Source organism: Hydrogenophaga sp. (assembly GCF_051858985.1).
In the GTDB taxonomy this organism is placed as follows: domain Bacteria; phylum Pseudomonadota; class Gammaproteobacteria; order Burkholderiales; family Burkholderiaceae_C; genus Hydrogenophaga.
Window position 1 is genome coordinate 713,942 of the sequence record NZ_JBHYGM010000003.1, and the last position, 14,444, is coordinate 728,385.

Genomic DNA, 14,444 nt, shown 5'->3' on the forward strand with positions numbered 1-14,444 from the left:
TGAGCACCGGGCCCGCACCCATGAAGCAGATGGCGCTGGACATCGGCCTGGCGTCGGTGCCTTCCCTGGCGAACTTCGTGCCCGTGGGCAACGAGGCAGCCCTGGAACATCTCCAGCTCTGGACCAGCAACCTCACCCGTTCGCCCGTACCCACGTTTCTCTGGGGTGCGAGCGGGTGCGGCAAGACGCATCTGTTGCGCGCCACGCGCGAAGCCCTTCGCGAGCAGGGCGGACGCGTGGGCTGGATGGACGCCGGCACGCTCGACCCGGGTGAGTTCGATGACCAGTGGGATGCGATCCTGCTCGACGATTGCCATCTCTACACCGCCACCCAGCAGGCCGCCGCGTTCAACTGGTTCGTGAATGCCCAGAACCCGGCCCACGGGCCCTCACGCTGGGTGCTGGCGGCGGCCACCTGCCCACCCGCCGACCTTCGGCTGCGTGAAGACCTCCGCACCCGCCTGGGCTGGGGACACGTGTTCCAGGTGCAGCCGCTGGGCGAGGCGGAGCGCCGGGCCGTGTTGCGCAGGTCGGCCGACGAGCGCGGCGTGTTCCTGGGCGACGAGGTGATGGATTTCATGCTCAGCCGTTTCTCGCGCGATCTATCCAGCCTCATGCAGTTGCTCGAGCGGCTCGACGCCTACGCCCTGCGCACCCAGCGCACCATCACCATTCCCTTGATCAAGTCGATGCTGGAAAACGAGTCCCCATGAGACTGGCCCTTTTCGATCTGGACCACACGCTGATTCCACTCGATTCCGACCACGCCTGGGGCCAGTTCACCGTGGAGCTCGGCTGGCGCGACGCCGAAGCCTTCTCCAGGGCCAATGACGGTTTCTACGCCGACTACAAGGCCGGCACGCTCGATGTCCACCGCTATGTCCGGTTTGCCATTGATGCGGTGCGCGAGCAGGGCCGGGCCGAGGCGGCGCTGGCGCACCAGCGCTTCATGCGCGACGTGATCCGCCCCGCCATGACCGAGGCAGCCATCGACCTCGTGCGCGCGCACCAGACGGCGGGGGATCAGGTGGTGATCGTGACCGCGACCAACGAATTCGTCACCCGGCCGATTGCCCAGGCTTTCGGTGTGGACGAGCTCATCGCCATCGAACTGCAGACCGACGAACGCGGTGAGCCCACGGGCGACATCCGGGGCGTGCCCTCGTTTCGCGAGGGCAAGGTCGCGCGTGTGGAACAATGGCTGGCTGCGCGCGGGCTGGACTGGTCGAACGTGCAGCACAGCACCTTCTACAGCGATTCCATGAACGACCTACCGCTGCTGGAACGCGTGCACGAGCCCGTGGCCACCAATCCGGATGCCCGGCTGCGCGCCTTGGCCCTTGAACGGGGCTGGCGCATATTGAACCTATTCGAATGATCAAGAAATTCATCAACAGGCTGCTGGGCAAGGGCGATGCCAGCAGCACCAGCCGCGCGAACCCCTTCGGCAAGCGCGAAGACGTGCCGGCCAGCGTGCACGGCATCGACCGCTCCCTGGTTGACCAGCGCGCGCTGGACGTGGTGCACACGCTCAAGCAGGCCGGTTTCGACGCCTACCTCGTCGGCGGCGCGGTGCGAGACCTGCTGCTGGGCCTGCGGCCCAAGGACTTCGACGTGGCCACCAGCGCCACGCCCGAGCAGGTGAAGGGTCTGTTTCGCCGTGCCTTCATCATCGGTCGGCGTTTTCGAATCGTGCACGTGGTCTACGGGCGTGGACGTGAACATGAAGTGATCGAGGTCTCCACCTTCCGCGCCTACATGGACAACGCCGCCGCCGAACAGGTGGCCGGCAACGAGCGCACCAGCAAGGGCGAACTGGCTGGCATGAAGCACGCCGTGGACGCCAGCGGGCGGGTGCTGCGAGACAACGTCTGGGGTCCGATCGAGCAGGACGCGGCCCGGCGCGACTTCAGCATCAACGCCATGTACTACGACCCGGAAACGCAGACCGTGGTGGATTTCCACCACGGCATCCGCGATGCCAAGAAGCGCACCCTGCGCATGATCGGCGACGCTGCCACGCGCTACCGCGAGGACCCGGTGCGCATCATCCGCGCCGTGCGCTTCGGCGCCAAGCTCAGTCCGCTGGGCTTCACATTCGACCCCAAGACACTGGGGCCGCTGGCGTCTTCGCACACGTTGCTGGCCGATGTGCCACAGAGCCGCCTGTTCGACGAAATGCTCAAGCTGCTGCAGACCGGGCACGCGCTGGCGAGCATCGAACAGCTCAAGGCCGTGGGCCTGGGCAAGGGCATCTACCCCCTGCTCGATGTGGTGGTGGAACGTGCCGACGACGAGTTCGTGAAACTTGCGCTGCAGGACACCGACCGACGCGTGGGCGAGAACAAGCCGGTGGCGCCCAGTTTCCTGCTGGCCTGCGTGCTCTGGGCCGACGTGCGCAAGGGCTGGATGCAGCGCCTGCAGCCGCGCCCGGGCCAGCGCGCACCCGCGCCCATTGCGGCCCTGCAGGAGGCGGTGGACGACGCGTTCGACGCCCGCGTGGGCGACGTGTCGGGCCGCGGCAAGCTCGGCGCCGACATGCGCGAGATCTGGATGATGCAGCCGCGCTTCGACAAACGCGTGGGCACCTCGCCGTTCAGCCTGGTCGACCAGCCGCGTTTTCGCGCGGGTTTCGACTTCCTGCGCCTGCGCGCGCAGGTGGGCGAGGTGGAGGAAGAGCTCTCCCACTGGTGGGAAACCTTCAGCACCGCCAGCGATGCCATGCGCGAGGACATGGTCGATGCGCAGCGACGCGAGAACCTGGCCAAACCCGGTGCCGGCAAGGCCCGGCGCGTCAAGCGCACCGAAGCCGACCATCCCTCCAGCGAGCCCGCGGCCGATCCACGCTTTCGGGCCACGGACGAAGAGGGCGACGACGACGGGCCGTCGGAAGACAGCGCAGAAGTCGTGCCCGCGGACGGCTCGGCACCGGCGAAGAAACGCCGCCGTCGCCGCCGCAAGCCGTCTGGCGCTGGACGTGCCGAAGGCGGTGCCGGCGAGCCTGGCCCCATCGACTGAAGCCCCGTGCCGCGCGCCGAAGTCACGGCCTTTGTCGCGCTCGGCGCCAACCTGGGTGAGCCTGCGCAGGCGTTGCGCGACGCCCTGGCATCGCTCGGCACCACGCCCGGCGTACGGGTGGTGAAGGCCTCCCGTCTTTATCGCACGGCACCCCTGGACTCCAGCGGCCCCGACTACATCAATGCGGTCGCCGAAATCGCCACCGCACTCTGCGCGCCCGCGCTGCTGGATGCCATGCAGGCCATCGAGCAGGGCGCGGGCCGCGAGCGGCCCTACCGCCATGCGCCGCGCACGCTGGATCTTGACTTGCTGTTGTATGGCGCAGGCCGTATCGCTTCACCCCGCCTGACCGTACCGCATCCCCGCATGTGGGAACGAGCCTTCGTGTTGGTACCGCTGGCGGAGATCGCGCCGGCGCTGGTGAGTGCGGTGCAACGGCAGGCCGTGGCGGACCAGGTGGTGGTCACCGCAGATCCCTAGGCGGCGCACCCACCCGGGCGCAATGCCGGTGGTAGTCGCGAAGGCGGTCTGCCGAACTGATGCGTTGCAGCACGCTGTGGTGCGCGCCGAGGTATTCGACTTCACCCTTGACGACGACGTGCACGATCAGCTCTTCGGTGCCGGTGGCTTCCCACCAGTCCACGTTGCCAGCGGGTTCGTGGATGTATTCCCCGGCGCGCACCACGCGTCCGTCGTTGAGTCGACGCTCTCCGGCCAGGTTCAGGGCATGCACTTCGCCGGTGTGACGGTGCAGCCCCAGCCGCACGCCGGGCAGCAACCGCATCAACTCGACCCAGCCCGCACCTTCAGGGAGGAAATGCACGGGCAGCGACCACTTGCCTTCTCCCTCGGGGATCCAGGTGTCCAGGCCGGCCCTGTGCATTGCCGCGGCCACGGTGAGATCAGCGTGTCTCATGGTGACGCCTTTCATTGGTCTGGATGCTGGTGGCGGCACTCCTGCGTCCTGCCGCCGAAGCCGTAGGCGGTGGCCCGCACGTCCTGCACGTAGACGTAGCTCTCGTGGTGCAGGTCACCCAACAGGTGGGCGAATGCCTGGAACGCCGCTGACACGTAGGCTGCCTTCTCGGCCTTGGTGTTGGTCTCGTCCACCACCTTGACGTCGAAGTAGAAGCTGGACATCTTCAGTTCGTCCAGCGACTGCCCACCGACGAACCAGTCCCGGGGATCGACATAGTCGATCGTCACCGCCGTAAGGTCGCGGCGTTTGCCCAGCACGCGGCTGGTGAGTTCGAGCAGTGTGTCGGTGATGCGCGCCGACAGTTCCGGTGTGCGCTTGGCCGACACCTTGACGTTGAGGATGGGCATGGCTGATTTCCTTTCGTGGTGGAGTGCCGCCACTTTAGGAAAAGCGGCGCGATGCGGAAATGCCGCCGCGCCATAATTGGTTTTGCTCCAGACGCAAAGGCAATGCCATGAAGAATTTCTTGCCCGACCCTGCCGATCTGCGCTGGCTGGTCCGTTCAATGGACCTGGGATCGTTCTCTGCGGCCGCTCGAGAGCTGGACGTCGCGGTTTCGGTCGTGACGCGGGGCGTGGATCGCCTGGAGGCGGGCTATGGCGTCACGTTGCTGCGCCGGTCCACGCATGGCTTGTCGGCCACGCCCGAGGGCGCTGAACTGGCGCAGGAAGCGCGCGACCTGCTGGAACGCTTCGATGACATCGCATCGGCGCTGTCCCGACAGCACAACCGTGTTGCGGGGGCTGTACGGCTCGCTTCGAGCCAGGAAATCTGCGAACAGTTGATCGTTCCTCAGATGGGACGACTGCGCGCCCTGCACCCCGCGTTGCGCATCGAACTGGTGGCAGAGGACCGCGTCGCCGATCTGGTGACAGATGGCATCGATGTGGCGCTTCGCACCACCGTGGGCAACAGCGAAGCGGTGGTGGCACGGGCGCTCGGGTCGTTCGAGCGCCGCCTGTACGCCGCGCCCGCGTACCTGCAGCATCACGGCGTCCCCGAGGTGCCCCATGACCTGCACCAGCACCATGTAGTGGCACATACCGCGCAGGGCCCTGCCGTCACCTGGGCGTTTCGCAAAGGCGGGCGAAAGGTGGACGTCACCTTGAGGCCGGACCTGGCAGCAAGCACGTCGGCCCTGGTGCACCACGCCCTGGTGGCGGGCGCCGGCGTGGGCATGCTGTCGTGTCCGCTGGCAGCGGCTGACGTGGCTCAGGGGCGGCTGGTGGAGGTTCTGGCGCCCTATGCTTCAGCCGTTTCGCACACGATGTACGCCGTTTCGCTGCCCGGCCGGCGCGGCGCTGCGCGGGTACGGGCCGTCGTGGACTTTCTGCGAGACACCGCTCGCAAGCAGTGGCATCTTTCCTAGGGCGCGAGCCGTTCGCGCAACCAGCCGCCATCGGCCTGCGCGGTGTAGCGCAGACGGTCGTGCAACCGGCTCTTGCGACCCTGCCAGAACTGCCATTGCTCCGGCTTGAGCCGGTAGCCGCCCCAGTGTGGCGGTCGCGGCGGGCGCAACAGGAACTGGGCGCCGTACTTCGCGGCGTTGGCCACCAGCACGGAGCGGCCCTCGATCACCTCGCTCTGCGGGCTGGCCCACGCGCCGATGCGGCTGTCCAGCGGCCGGCTGTGGAAGTAGGCGTCGCTTTCCTCGTCGCTGACCTTTTCCACCACGCCTTCGATGCGCACCACGCGCTCGAGCTCGACCCAGTGGAACTGCAAGGCGGCAAACGGGTTGCCGGCCAGATCCTGTCCCTTGCGGCTCTGGTAGTTGGTGTACCAGACGATGCCGCGCTCATCGAGACCCTTGATCAGCACCACGCGCGTGCTCGGGCGCAGGTCGTGGCCCACGGTGGCCAGCGTCATGGCATTGGGTTCGGGCACTTCGCTGCGGATGGCTTCCTGCAGCCATTGGTCGAACTGCTTCAGCGGGTCGGGGTGCGAAGCCGACTCGCTGAGTTCGGCTTTCTCGTAGCTCTTGCGCAGGTCGGCGATGTTCGTGGACGGGGTCATTGGCTCAGTATAGGAGGCGCCTCGGGTTCGGCCAGCTTGAGCAGCTTCTCCAGGGCGTGGTCGTGGATGCCGTGGCGCAGCAGGCCTTCGAAGGTCTGGCGGGCGTAGTCCAGCGTGGTGCCGTAGCGCCCGCAGGACGTGGAAAAGATCTCGCGGTAGCGCTCGTCGCTGAGCGTGCCGGTGTGGCTCGGGCTGTGGCGCGAAAGCGTGAACGCCAACGCACTGACCGGCCCCTGGGGTGTGTGGCATTTCAGCCAGCGCGGGTCGTACACCGGGTTGGGCATCTCGCGCGCCCACAACACGGGCATGAGTGCTTCCACCTGTTCGTGAGGGACGCGCAGCGCCAGCCCGGCACAGCTGCCGCCCGCCATGAGGGCGAACACGAGTCCCGGACATTCGTAGGTACCGCGGTTCACGCGGCTCCACATCTCCAGACAGCGGTGGTAGCCCTGCACGCGCGCGGGGCGCTGTTCGGCAGCTTCGAATTCCGGTCGCCACACGAGCGACGCATAGGCAAACACCCAGAGGTCCGGACGCGGCCCCTGCGCCCGCCATTGCGCCAGGGTGTCGGCCAACATGCGCGCACCGTCTCGCAGCGCGGGATCGCGTGGCGGTGTCTTCAATCTGTCGCGAGGGGGCATTTACAATCGTGCGCTGTTTTTGACCATTATTCTTCACGGAGTTGCCCCATGTCTTCTCAGGACGACGAACCCGAGTTCCGCGTACTGGCCTTCGTTTTGATGATTGCCGTCGTGATCGCCATCGGGCTGGCCGTGGCCTTCGGCATCCAGAAGGCGCGCGGCACCGGTTCCCCCGGCATGGCGGCCGCCGCCCCGGCCGCTGCCGCCGTGGCCGCACCCATGGGTGACGACGCCAGCGTGGTGGTGGAAAACGGCGTGGTCAAGTTCTACTTCGCCTCCGGCAAGGCCGATCTGGCCCCAGGCGCTCTCGATGCGCTGGCCGACGCGATCCGCGCGGCCAAGTCGGGCATGCGCCTGACACTGTCCGGTTTCCACGACGCCACCGGCGACCCGGCATTCAACGCCGAACTGGCCAAGCAGCGCGCCATCGTCGTGCGCGACGCGCTGGTGGGTGCGGGTGTGGCGGAAAACGCCATGGAGCTGCGCAAGCCCGAGCAGACCACGGGCACGGGGGCCAATGCCGAAGCGCGCCGCGTCGAGGTGATGATCGCCCCTTGAGCCCAGGGGCTCAGGGCGTCCGGGCCTTCTGCGCCTGCTGGGCGTCAGGCGGCGCGGCGACGTCGTGAATCAACGAAGGCGGGATCACGTCGAGGCCGCTGTCGCGCGAAGTCCGCCGCCGGAACAGCTCGGTGCGCGCCAGCAGGATGGTGGTCACGGGCACCGTCAGCGACAGGAAGATGATGATCAGCCAGGCGTTCAGCGCCAGCTTCTCTCCCTGCACGGAGAAATAGATGATGGTGGCCAGCGTGACGCACCAGGCCGAGATGCTGAAGGCCAGTGCCGGCGGGTGCATGCGCTGAAAGAAGCTCTTGAAGCGCGCCACGCCAATGGCCGCCGAGAGCGTGAACACACCGCTCAGCGCCAGCAGCAGCGCCACCGACCATTCCACCCAGACCGGAAGTTGGGCGCTCATTCGATCACCTCGCCACGCAGCAGGAACTTGGCCATGGCCGCCGAGCTCACGAAGCCAAAGATGGCAATCAGCAGCGCGGCCTCGAAGTACACCGCGCTGCGGTAGCGGATGGCCAGCACCATCAGCATCAACATGACGATGGTGCAGATGAGGTCCATGGCCAGCACGCGGTCTTGCGCCGACGGACCGCGAAACAGTCGCACCAGCGTGAGCCCCATGGCCAGCGAGTAACACGTCAGCGTGAAGACGATGGCGGAGAACAGCACCGTGCTCATTCGAAGATCTCCATCAAGGGTCGCTCGTAGCGCTGCTTGATCAACTCGATCTCTGCCTCGCCGTTCTGCAGGTCGAACAGGTGAACCATCAGCGCGCTGCGGTCCAGCGCCAGTTCGGACCAGATGGTTCCTGGGATTACGCACATGATGGCCGCTAGCACGGCCAGGCCATTGGGATCGCGCATGTCCAGCGGGATCACGATGAATCCGCCCTCAGGCACCCGGCTGGTGGGGGCCAGGGTGCCGCGCAGCACGCGCAGGTTCGAGGCAATCACGTCCGAGCCCACGTGCATCAGCAGGCGCAGCGCGGTCATGGGGTGGCTGAAGCGCACGGGTGTGGGGCGCAGCGAATGCGTGAGGTAGGGCACCAGCCAGGCCAGCAGGATGCCCATGAGCCACTGGCCTGGCCCGAAGCTGCCGTTGAGCAACATCCACATCGCCAGCAGCGCGAGCGAGAGGATGGGTGAAGGAAAGATGCGTCGGATCATCGGCTGATTCCCGGTGGCGGCACGCCCAGGCGCTCGGCGTTCGTGGGCGTGACCAGGGGGCGCGCGGCGAACACGGCGTCAATGTAGCCGCGCGGGTGGTAGAGCGCAGCGGCGGTGGCGCTGGTGTAGCGCATCACGGCTTCGGCGCGCACGGTGAAGATCACGCACAGCGCCACGAGCAGGGCGATCGGCAGGAATTCGACCACGCGCAGCACGGGTGCGGGCCGGTCTACCGGCGTCCAGAAGAACCGGATGCCGGCGCGCGAGAGCGCCACCAGCGCGAGCAGGCCCGAGAGGATCAGCAGCCCCATGAAGATCCAGCTCGCGGTGGTCACCGTGCTCGCCGGAGACGCCAGCAGCGTGGAGAGCATGGCGAACTTGCCGACGAAGCCCGAGAGCGGCGGCAGGCCGGCGAGCAGCAGGGTGCACACCACGAACGCCATGCCGAGCAGGGCGGTGGACGCCGGAATGGCTCGGCCCACCAGAGGTTCCTCGTCCTCGTCCAGGTTGGCGCCGTGCAGTTCGAGTTCGGCCATCGAAAACGGCAGGTTGTCTTCCTCGTCCTCGGGCGCGCGTTCCCGCTCGGGATCACTCTGGCGCGAGCGGTCCAGCAGTTCGATCAGCAGGAAGAACGCGGCCACGGCAAACGTGGACACCGGCAGGTAGTAGAGCGCGGTGGCGGTGACCTCCGGCCGGGCGAGTCCCAGCACGGCCATGATCGTGCCGGACGACACGATGACAGCGAAGCCGCCGAGGCGGGCCGGGCGCTGGGTGGCCATCATGCCGATGGCACCGAAGGCGAGCGTGGCCATGCCGCCCCAGAGCAGCCATTCGCTGCCGAAGCCGGCTGAGTCACCGGCGTCTTCCGAGAAGAGCAGGGTGGAGAGCCGCAGCAGCACATAGATGCCCACCTTGGTCAGCAGGGCGAACACGGCCGCCGATGGCGCGCTCGCGCTGGCGTAGGCGGGCACCAGCCAGAAGTTGAGCGGCCACATGGCCGCCTTGGCGAGGAAGGCCACGGCCAGGATGGCGCAGCCGGCGTGCAGCAGCACGCGGTCGCTCGCGGCCACTTCCGGAATGCGGGTGGCGAGGTCGGCCATGTTGAGCGTGCCGGTGACGCCGTAGAGGAGGGCAGCGCCCACGAGAAACAGCGAGGACGCGGCGAGGTTGATCGTGATGTAGTGGAGCCCGGCCTTGACGCGAGCCGGCCCCGAACCGTGCAGCAGCAGGCCGTAGGACGCGGCCAGCATGACCTCGAAGAACACGAACAGGTTGAACAGGTCGCCGGTCAGGAAGGCGCCGTTCAGGCCCATGATCTGGATCTGGAACAGCGGATGAAACTGCGCACCGGCCTTGTGCCAGCGTGCCAGCGCAAACAGGAACGCCATCAGCACCACCAGGGCGGCCACGAAGATCATCAGCGCCGAAAGGCGGTCGAGCACCAGCACGATGCCGAAGGGCACATCCCAGTTGCCGGGCAGGTAGACCCCATAGTCGCTGGTCTGCACATCGTCCTTGGCCCAGAACAGCAGGAGCACCGCCACCACCAGGTTGGCGATGGTCGCGAGCAGCCCGAACGTGGCCTTGATGCGGTGCCGTCGTTCGCTCAGCAGCATGAGCACGCAGGCGGCCACCAGCGGCAGCAGGATGGGCACCGCGATCAGGTGCGGCATGAGGGCGTCGGCCAGATCGATCATGGGCGGCCGTCCTCATCGTCGTCACGACCGTCCACATGGTCGTTGCCCGAGAAGCCCCGCTGCGCCAGCATCACCACCAGGAACAGCGCGGTCATGGCAAAGCCGATGACGATGGCGGTGAGCACCAGCGCCTGCGGCATGGGGTCGGCGTAGTTCAGCAGATTGGGGGCGATGCCCGGCAGCAGCACGGGTTCGCTGTCCACGGCCAGGCGGCCCATGCTGAAGATGAACAGGTTGACCCCGTACCCCAGCAGGCACAGGCCGATGATCACCTGGTAGGTGCGGGGCCGCAGCATGAGCCACACGCCGCAGGTGGTGAGCACGCCGATGGCGAGCGCCAGAACGATTTCCATCAGCGCTCTCCTGGAATCTGACCGCCGGCGCCGCGCACGTCGGAACTGACGCGGCGGTGTCCGCGCACCGACTGGTGCCCGAGCGCCGTGAGGATGAGCAGGGTGGCGCCCACCACCAGGGTGAAGACGCCGATGTCGTAGAAAAGGGCGCTGGCCACGTGGATTTCTCCCAGCACGGGCAGGTGCAGGTGGGCGGTGTGCGTCGTGAGGAAGGGATAGCCGAGCCCGATGGCTCCCAGGCCGGTGGCGGTGGCGATCAGCAGGCCGGCGGAGATCCAGCGCACCGGCAGCAGGCGCATGTTGGCTTCGACCCACTGCGTGCCCGAGACGATGTACTGCAGGATGAACGCGGTGGACACCACCAGGCCGGCCACGAAACCGCCGCCGGGTTCGTTGTGGCCGCGCATGAACAGGTAGACGCCGATCACGCCGGCAATCGGCAGGATCAGGCGGACCAGCACGGCGGGCACCAGCAGGTAGCCACGCGCCGTGTCGGCCACGGTCTGTGCGTTCACCAGGTCGGTGGCCAGGTCGGCCGGCAGGGCGCGCTGCTGGGCCGGCAAGTCCATGCTTTCAGGCGCTGGGCGGAATCGCCGCAGCAAGGCATAGACCGTGAGCGCGACGATGCCCAGCACCGCGATCTCGCCCAAGGTGTCGAAGCCCCGGAAGTCCACCAGCATGACGTTGACGACGTTGGTGCCGCCGCCCTCGGGAACGGCCCGATCGAGGAAGAACGGCGAGATGCTTTGCGGGAAGCTGCGCGTCATGACCGCATACGAGAGGGCCGCCATGCCGCAGCCCGCGGTGAGCGCGAGCAGCAGGTCGCGGCTGCGCCGCAGGCGGGTGCGCACGCGCGTGCGCAGCGGCAACAGGCGGTCCACCGCTTCCGAGCGCTTGGGCAGCCAGCGCAGGCCCAGCAGGATCAGCACCGTGGTCACGGCTTCCACCGACAGTTGCGTGAGCGCGAGATCGGGCGCAGAGAACCAGGCGAACGTGACCACGGTGACAAGGCCCGCCACGCTCATGAGCGCCAGTGCGGTGAGCCGGTGGTACTTGGCCTGCCACGAGGCGCCCACCGCCGCGCCGATGCCGACCATCCACAACAGCGCGAACATGGGTGAGAACGGCAGCGAGGGCCGGTCGCCGACCGCCAGCCATTCGGTGACATGCACCACCCGCACGCTGACGAACGCTGCGATCACCGTGACGCCCATCAGCAGCAGCACCTGCATCTGCAGGCGGCGCGTGCCCAGAAGGCGCAGGGCCTTGCGGCTGGTGGCGGTGAGGAGGGCCAGCAGGCCTTCGAAGACGCGCTGGCCACTGACCAGGCTGAGCAGCGGCGTGCGGGTGATGCGCCCGTCGGCCAGGCGCGCGCGCAACAGCAGGTAGAGCGCGATGCCGCCCGCCATGGCCAGCAGGCTCATCCACAGCGGAAGGTTGAAGCCGTGCCAGACCGCCAGATCGAACTCCGGCAGCATGCCGCCCACCACGGGTGTGGCCGCGGTCGTGAGGATGGACTGGATGGACCACTGCGGCAGCACGCCCACCACCAGGCACACCAGCACCAGCAGTTCGATGGGCACGCGCATCCAGTGCGGCGGTTCGTGCGGCATGCGCGGCAGTTGCGCGCAGGTGTCGGGGCCGAAGAACACGTCGACGATGAAGCGCAGCGAGTAAGCCACGCTGAGCGCGCCCGCGATCACAGCGGCCACGGGCATGAGTTGCTGGAACCACGGCGCGGCGTTCACGAACACGGCTTCGGTGAAGAACATTTCCTTGGAGATGAAGCCATTGAGCAGCGGCACGCCCGCCATGGCCGCGCCGGCCACCATGGTGAGCGTGGCGGTGATGGGCATGTACCGCCGCAGGCCGCTGAGGCGGCGGATGTCGCGGGTGCCGGTCTCGTGGTCGATGATGCCCACCGCCATGAACAGCGAGGCCTTGAAGGTGGCGTGGTTGATGATGTGGAACACGGCGGCCACGGCGGCCAGCGGGCTGTTGAGCCCGAGCAGCGTGGTGATGAGTCCCAGGTGGGAGATCGTGGAATACGCGAGCAGGCTCTTGAGGTCACGCTGGAACGTGGCCGCGAAGCCGCCGATGAGCAGCGTGATGAGCCCCGAGCACGTGACGATCCAGAACCATTCGTCCGTGCCCGCGAGCGCAGGCCACAGGCGGGCGAGCAGGAACACACCCGCCTTGACCATGGTGGCCGAATGCAGGTAGGCCGACACGGGGGTGGGCGCGGCCATGGCGTTGGGCAGCCAGAAGTGAAACGGGAACTGCGCGCTCTTGGTGAGCGCGCCCAGCAGCACCAGCACCAGCGCCGTGCTGTAGAGCGGGTGGTCGCGAATCACTGCACCCGCACCGAGCACGACGTCCAGGTCGTAGCTGCCCACGATGTGCCCGAGCACCAGCACCCCGGCTAGCAGGCACAGCCCGCCGGTGCCGGTCACCGTGAGTGCCATGCGCGCGCCGCGCCGCGCGTCCTTGCGGTGGTGCCAGTAGCCGATGAGCAGGAAAGAGAACACGCTGGTAAGTTCCCAGAACACCACCAGCTGGATGAGGTTGCCCGAGAGCACCACGCCGCTCATGGCGCCCATGAAGGCCAGCAGCAGCGAGAAGAAACGCGGCACCGGATCGGCCGGCGACATGTAGTAGCGCGCGTACAGCACCACCAGCGCGCCGATGCCCAGCACCAGCATGGAGAACATCCACGCGAAGCCGTCCATGCGCAGCACGAGGTTGAGTCCCAGCGAGGGCAGCCAGGTGATCTCCTGCCGGATCACCACACCCGTGGACACCTCGGGAAACAGCATGGCGGCCTGCACCGCGCAGAACAGCGCAATGGCGCCGGCCAGCGTGGACTCGGTGTTGCGCGCGTTTGAAGGCAGCAGGGCAGCGATCAGGCTGCCCAGGAATGGGAGAAGAACGAGGGTGAACAGGGGCAGGGTCATCGCCGCCCGAGTTTACGGTGTGGAGGATGCAACTCCGCAGCGCGTGGCGCTGCCGGTTTCTCCTGCATCAACGCAGGCCTGCGCCGCCGGCGTTCTCCGTGCGCTGGATCAACTCGATCTTGTAGCCATCGGGATCGGTCACGAAGGCGATCACGGTGCTGCCGCCCTTTACAGGGCCGGCCTCTCGCGTCACGTTGCCACCGGCGGCCTTGATCTTCTCGCAGGCCGCGTAGGCATCGGGCACACCCAGTGCAATGTGGCCATACGCCGTGCCCATGTCGTAGCTTTCGGTGCCCCAGTTGAAGGTGAGTTCGATCTCGGCCTGCGCCGGGTTGCCTTCGTAGCCCACGAACGCCAGCGAGTATTTGTACTCGGGATTCTCGGACGTGCGCAGCAATTGCATGCCCAGCACCTGGGTGTAGAAGTCGATGGAGCGCTGGAGGTTGCCCACGCGCAGCATGGTGTGGAGGATTCGCATGCGCGCTATTGTGCGGGCATCTCGAAAACCAGGCATGTCGTCGTGGCATGCGCGTAGAGCTTGCCGTCCGCCCCGACAATGCGGCCCTCTGCAGTGGCCAGCTGCCGTCCGGCGTGCACCACGGTGCCGATGGCCCGCAGCGGTCCACTCTTCAACGAGGCCGCGCGCACGATGTTCACGCTCAGCTCGGCCGTGGTGTAGCCGCGACCCGCCGGCATCACCGTGTGCACCGCGCAGCCCACGGCGGAGTCCAGCAGCGTGGCGTACCAGCCGCCGTGCACCGAGCCCAGCGGGTTGTAGTGCTTGAGCTGGGGTGTGCCCTGGAACACCGCGCGACCCTCGCCAATCTCCACCAGCGAGAAGTCCATGGTGTCGGCGATGTGCGGATAGGGCGCCTTGCCCTCGAGCATCGCCTGCATCTGTTGCATCCCGGTCAGGCCGGCAAAGGCCTCCCGGCTCGCCAGGCCGGGGCCGGCCCCAGCCTTCATGCGCTGCACGGTGGCGTCGTACTCGCGGTTCCAGAGCGCCAGGGTTTCTTCGGTCGTCATGGTGCTTGTCCTTCTGTTTGCAGGTGC

Annotated in this window: 18 protein-coding genes; 6 read left to right on the plus strand and 12 right to left on the minus strand. The window is 67.3% G+C overall.

Features of this window, described 5'->3' with window-relative positions; all coding sequences use genetic code 11:
* Nucleotides 1-20: 20 nt before the first annotated feature.
* Genes hda through folK form a run of 4 tightly spaced genes read left to right on the plus strand, consistent with a single transcriptional unit; the run spans nt 21 to nt 3,498 of the window.
* Nucleotides 21-713 (plus strand): DnaA regulatory inactivator Hda, encoded by a 693-nt coding sequence (gene hda / locus ACTIEY_RS15825; RefSeq protein ID WP_439520308.1) that lies wholly within the window; start codon nt 21-23, stop codon nt 711-713.
* Nucleotides 710-1,378: an HAD family hydrolase gene (locus tag ACTIEY_RS15830; protein WP_439520084.1), complete on the plus strand. Its 669-nt coding sequence runs from the start codon at nt 710-712 to the stop codon at nt 1,376-1,378. The genes hda and ACTIEY_RS15830 overlap by 4 nt, the downstream gene beginning before the upstream one ends.
* Complete coding sequence (pcnB, locus tag ACTIEY_RS15835; protein ID WP_439520085.1) at nt 1,375-3,018, plus strand: polynucleotide adenylyltransferase PcnB; 1,644 nt, start codon at nt 1,375-1,377, stop codon at nt 3,016-3,018. Before ACTIEY_RS15830 ends, pcnB begins: the two co-directional genes overlap by 4 nt.
* A 6-nt stretch (nt 3,019-3,024) precedes the next feature.
* A complete protein-coding gene (gene folK, locus ACTIEY_RS15840; protein WP_439520086.1) occupies nt 3,025-3,498 on the plus strand; it encodes a 2-amino-4-hydroxy-6-hydroxymethyldihydropteridine diphosphokinase in 474 nt (157 codons plus the stop codon).
* Here the strand turns inward: folK and ACTIEY_RS15845 are convergent.
* Complete coding sequence (locus ACTIEY_RS15845; RefSeq protein WP_439520087.1) at nt 3,482-3,934, minus strand: cupin domain-containing protein; 453 nt, start codon at nt 3,932-3,934, stop codon at nt 3,482-3,484. The genes folK and ACTIEY_RS15845 overlap by 17 nt on opposite strands.
* An 11-nt stretch (nt 3,935-3,945) precedes the next feature.
* Nucleotides 3,946-4,344: a tautomerase family protein gene (locus ACTIEY_RS15850; protein ID WP_439520088.1), complete on the minus strand. Its 399-nt coding sequence runs from the start codon at nt 4,342-4,344 to the stop codon at nt 3,946-3,948.
* A 107-nt stretch (nt 4,345-4,451) separates the two neighbouring features.
* Here ACTIEY_RS15850 and ACTIEY_RS15855 point away from each other — a divergent pair, with 107 nt between their 5' ends.
* Nucleotides 4,452-5,366 carry a LysR family transcriptional regulator gene (locus ACTIEY_RS15855; protein ID WP_439520089.1) on the plus strand — a complete coding sequence of 305 codons (915 nt, stop codon included), beginning with the start codon at nt 4,452-4,454 and terminating at the stop codon, nt 5,364-5,366.
* On the opposite strand, the gene pdxH is transcribed toward ACTIEY_RS15855, so the two are convergent.
* Both pdxH and ACTIEY_RS15865 read right to left on the minus strand, forming a co-directional pair.
* Nucleotides 5,363-6,010 (minus strand): pyridoxamine 5'-phosphate oxidase, encoded by a 648-nt coding sequence (gene pdxH, locus ACTIEY_RS15860; RefSeq protein WP_439520090.1) that lies wholly within the window; start codon nt 6,008-6,010, stop codon nt 5,363-5,365. The genes ACTIEY_RS15855 and pdxH overlap by 4 nt on opposite strands.
* Entirely contained in the window at nt 6,007-6,651 is a 645-nt protein-coding gene (locus tag ACTIEY_RS15865) for a gamma-glutamylcyclotransferase (protein WP_439520091.1), read from the minus strand. Before ACTIEY_RS15865 ends, pdxH begins: the two co-directional genes overlap by 4 nt.
* Before the next feature lie 48 nt (nt 6,652-6,699).
* On the opposite strand from ACTIEY_RS15865, the gene ACTIEY_RS15870 reads away from it, so the two are divergent.
* A complete protein-coding gene (locus ACTIEY_RS15870) occupies nt 6,700-7,209 on the plus strand; it encodes an OmpA family protein (protein ID WP_439520092.1) in 510 nt (169 codons plus the stop codon).
* Nucleotides 7,210-7,219: 10 nt separating this feature from the next.
* On the opposite strand, the gene ACTIEY_RS15875 is transcribed toward ACTIEY_RS15870, so the two are convergent.
* From ACTIEY_RS15875 to ACTIEY_RS15910, 8 genes are all read right to left on the minus strand, one after another.
* Nucleotides 7,220-7,624 carry a Na+/H+ antiporter subunit G gene (locus tag ACTIEY_RS15875; protein WP_439520093.1) on the minus strand — a complete coding sequence of 135 codons (405 nt, stop codon included), beginning with the start codon at nt 7,622-7,624 and terminating at the stop codon, nt 7,220-7,222.
* Nucleotides 7,621-7,899, minus strand: a complete 279-nt coding sequence (locus ACTIEY_RS15880; protein ID WP_439520094.1) for a K+/H+ antiporter subunit F — start codon at nt 7,897-7,899, stop codon at nt 7,621-7,623. Before ACTIEY_RS15880 ends, ACTIEY_RS15875 begins: the two co-directional genes overlap by 4 nt.
* Entirely contained in the window at nt 7,896-8,387 is a 492-nt protein-coding gene (locus tag ACTIEY_RS15885) for a Na+/H+ antiporter subunit E (RefSeq protein ID WP_439520095.1), read from the minus strand. Before ACTIEY_RS15885 ends, ACTIEY_RS15880 begins: the two co-directional genes overlap by 4 nt.
* Nucleotides 8,384-10,084, minus strand: coding sequence for a monovalent cation/H+ antiporter subunit D (locus tag ACTIEY_RS15890; protein WP_439520096.1), 1,701 nt, complete (start codon nt 10,082-10,084; stop codon nt 8,384-8,386). Before ACTIEY_RS15890 ends, ACTIEY_RS15885 begins: the two co-directional genes overlap by 4 nt.
* Nucleotides 10,081-10,437 carry a Na+/H+ antiporter subunit C gene (locus ACTIEY_RS15895; protein ID WP_439520097.1) on the minus strand — a complete coding sequence of 119 codons (357 nt, stop codon included), beginning with the start codon at nt 10,435-10,437 and terminating at the stop codon, nt 10,081-10,083. The genes ACTIEY_RS15890 and ACTIEY_RS15895 overlap by 4 nt, the downstream gene beginning before the upstream one ends.
* Nucleotides 10,437-13,385 carry a monovalent cation/H+ antiporter subunit A gene (locus ACTIEY_RS15900; RefSeq protein ID WP_439520309.1) on the minus strand — a complete coding sequence of 983 codons (2,949 nt, stop codon included), beginning with the start codon at nt 13,383-13,385 and terminating at the stop codon, nt 10,437-10,439. The genes ACTIEY_RS15895 and ACTIEY_RS15900 overlap by 1 nt, the downstream gene beginning before the upstream one ends.
* A 73-nt stretch (nt 13,386-13,458) precedes the next feature.
* A complete protein-coding gene (gene gloA, locus ACTIEY_RS15905) occupies nt 13,459-13,869 on the minus strand; it encodes a lactoylglutathione lyase (RefSeq protein ID WP_439520098.1) in 411 nt (136 codons plus the stop codon).
* A 5-nt stretch (nt 13,870-13,874) separates the two neighbouring features.
* Nucleotides 13,875-14,417 (minus strand): PaaI family thioesterase, encoded by a 543-nt coding sequence (locus tag ACTIEY_RS15910; protein WP_439520099.1) that lies wholly within the window; start codon nt 14,415-14,417, stop codon nt 13,875-13,877.
* Nucleotides 14,418-14,444 lie beyond the last annotated feature (27 nt).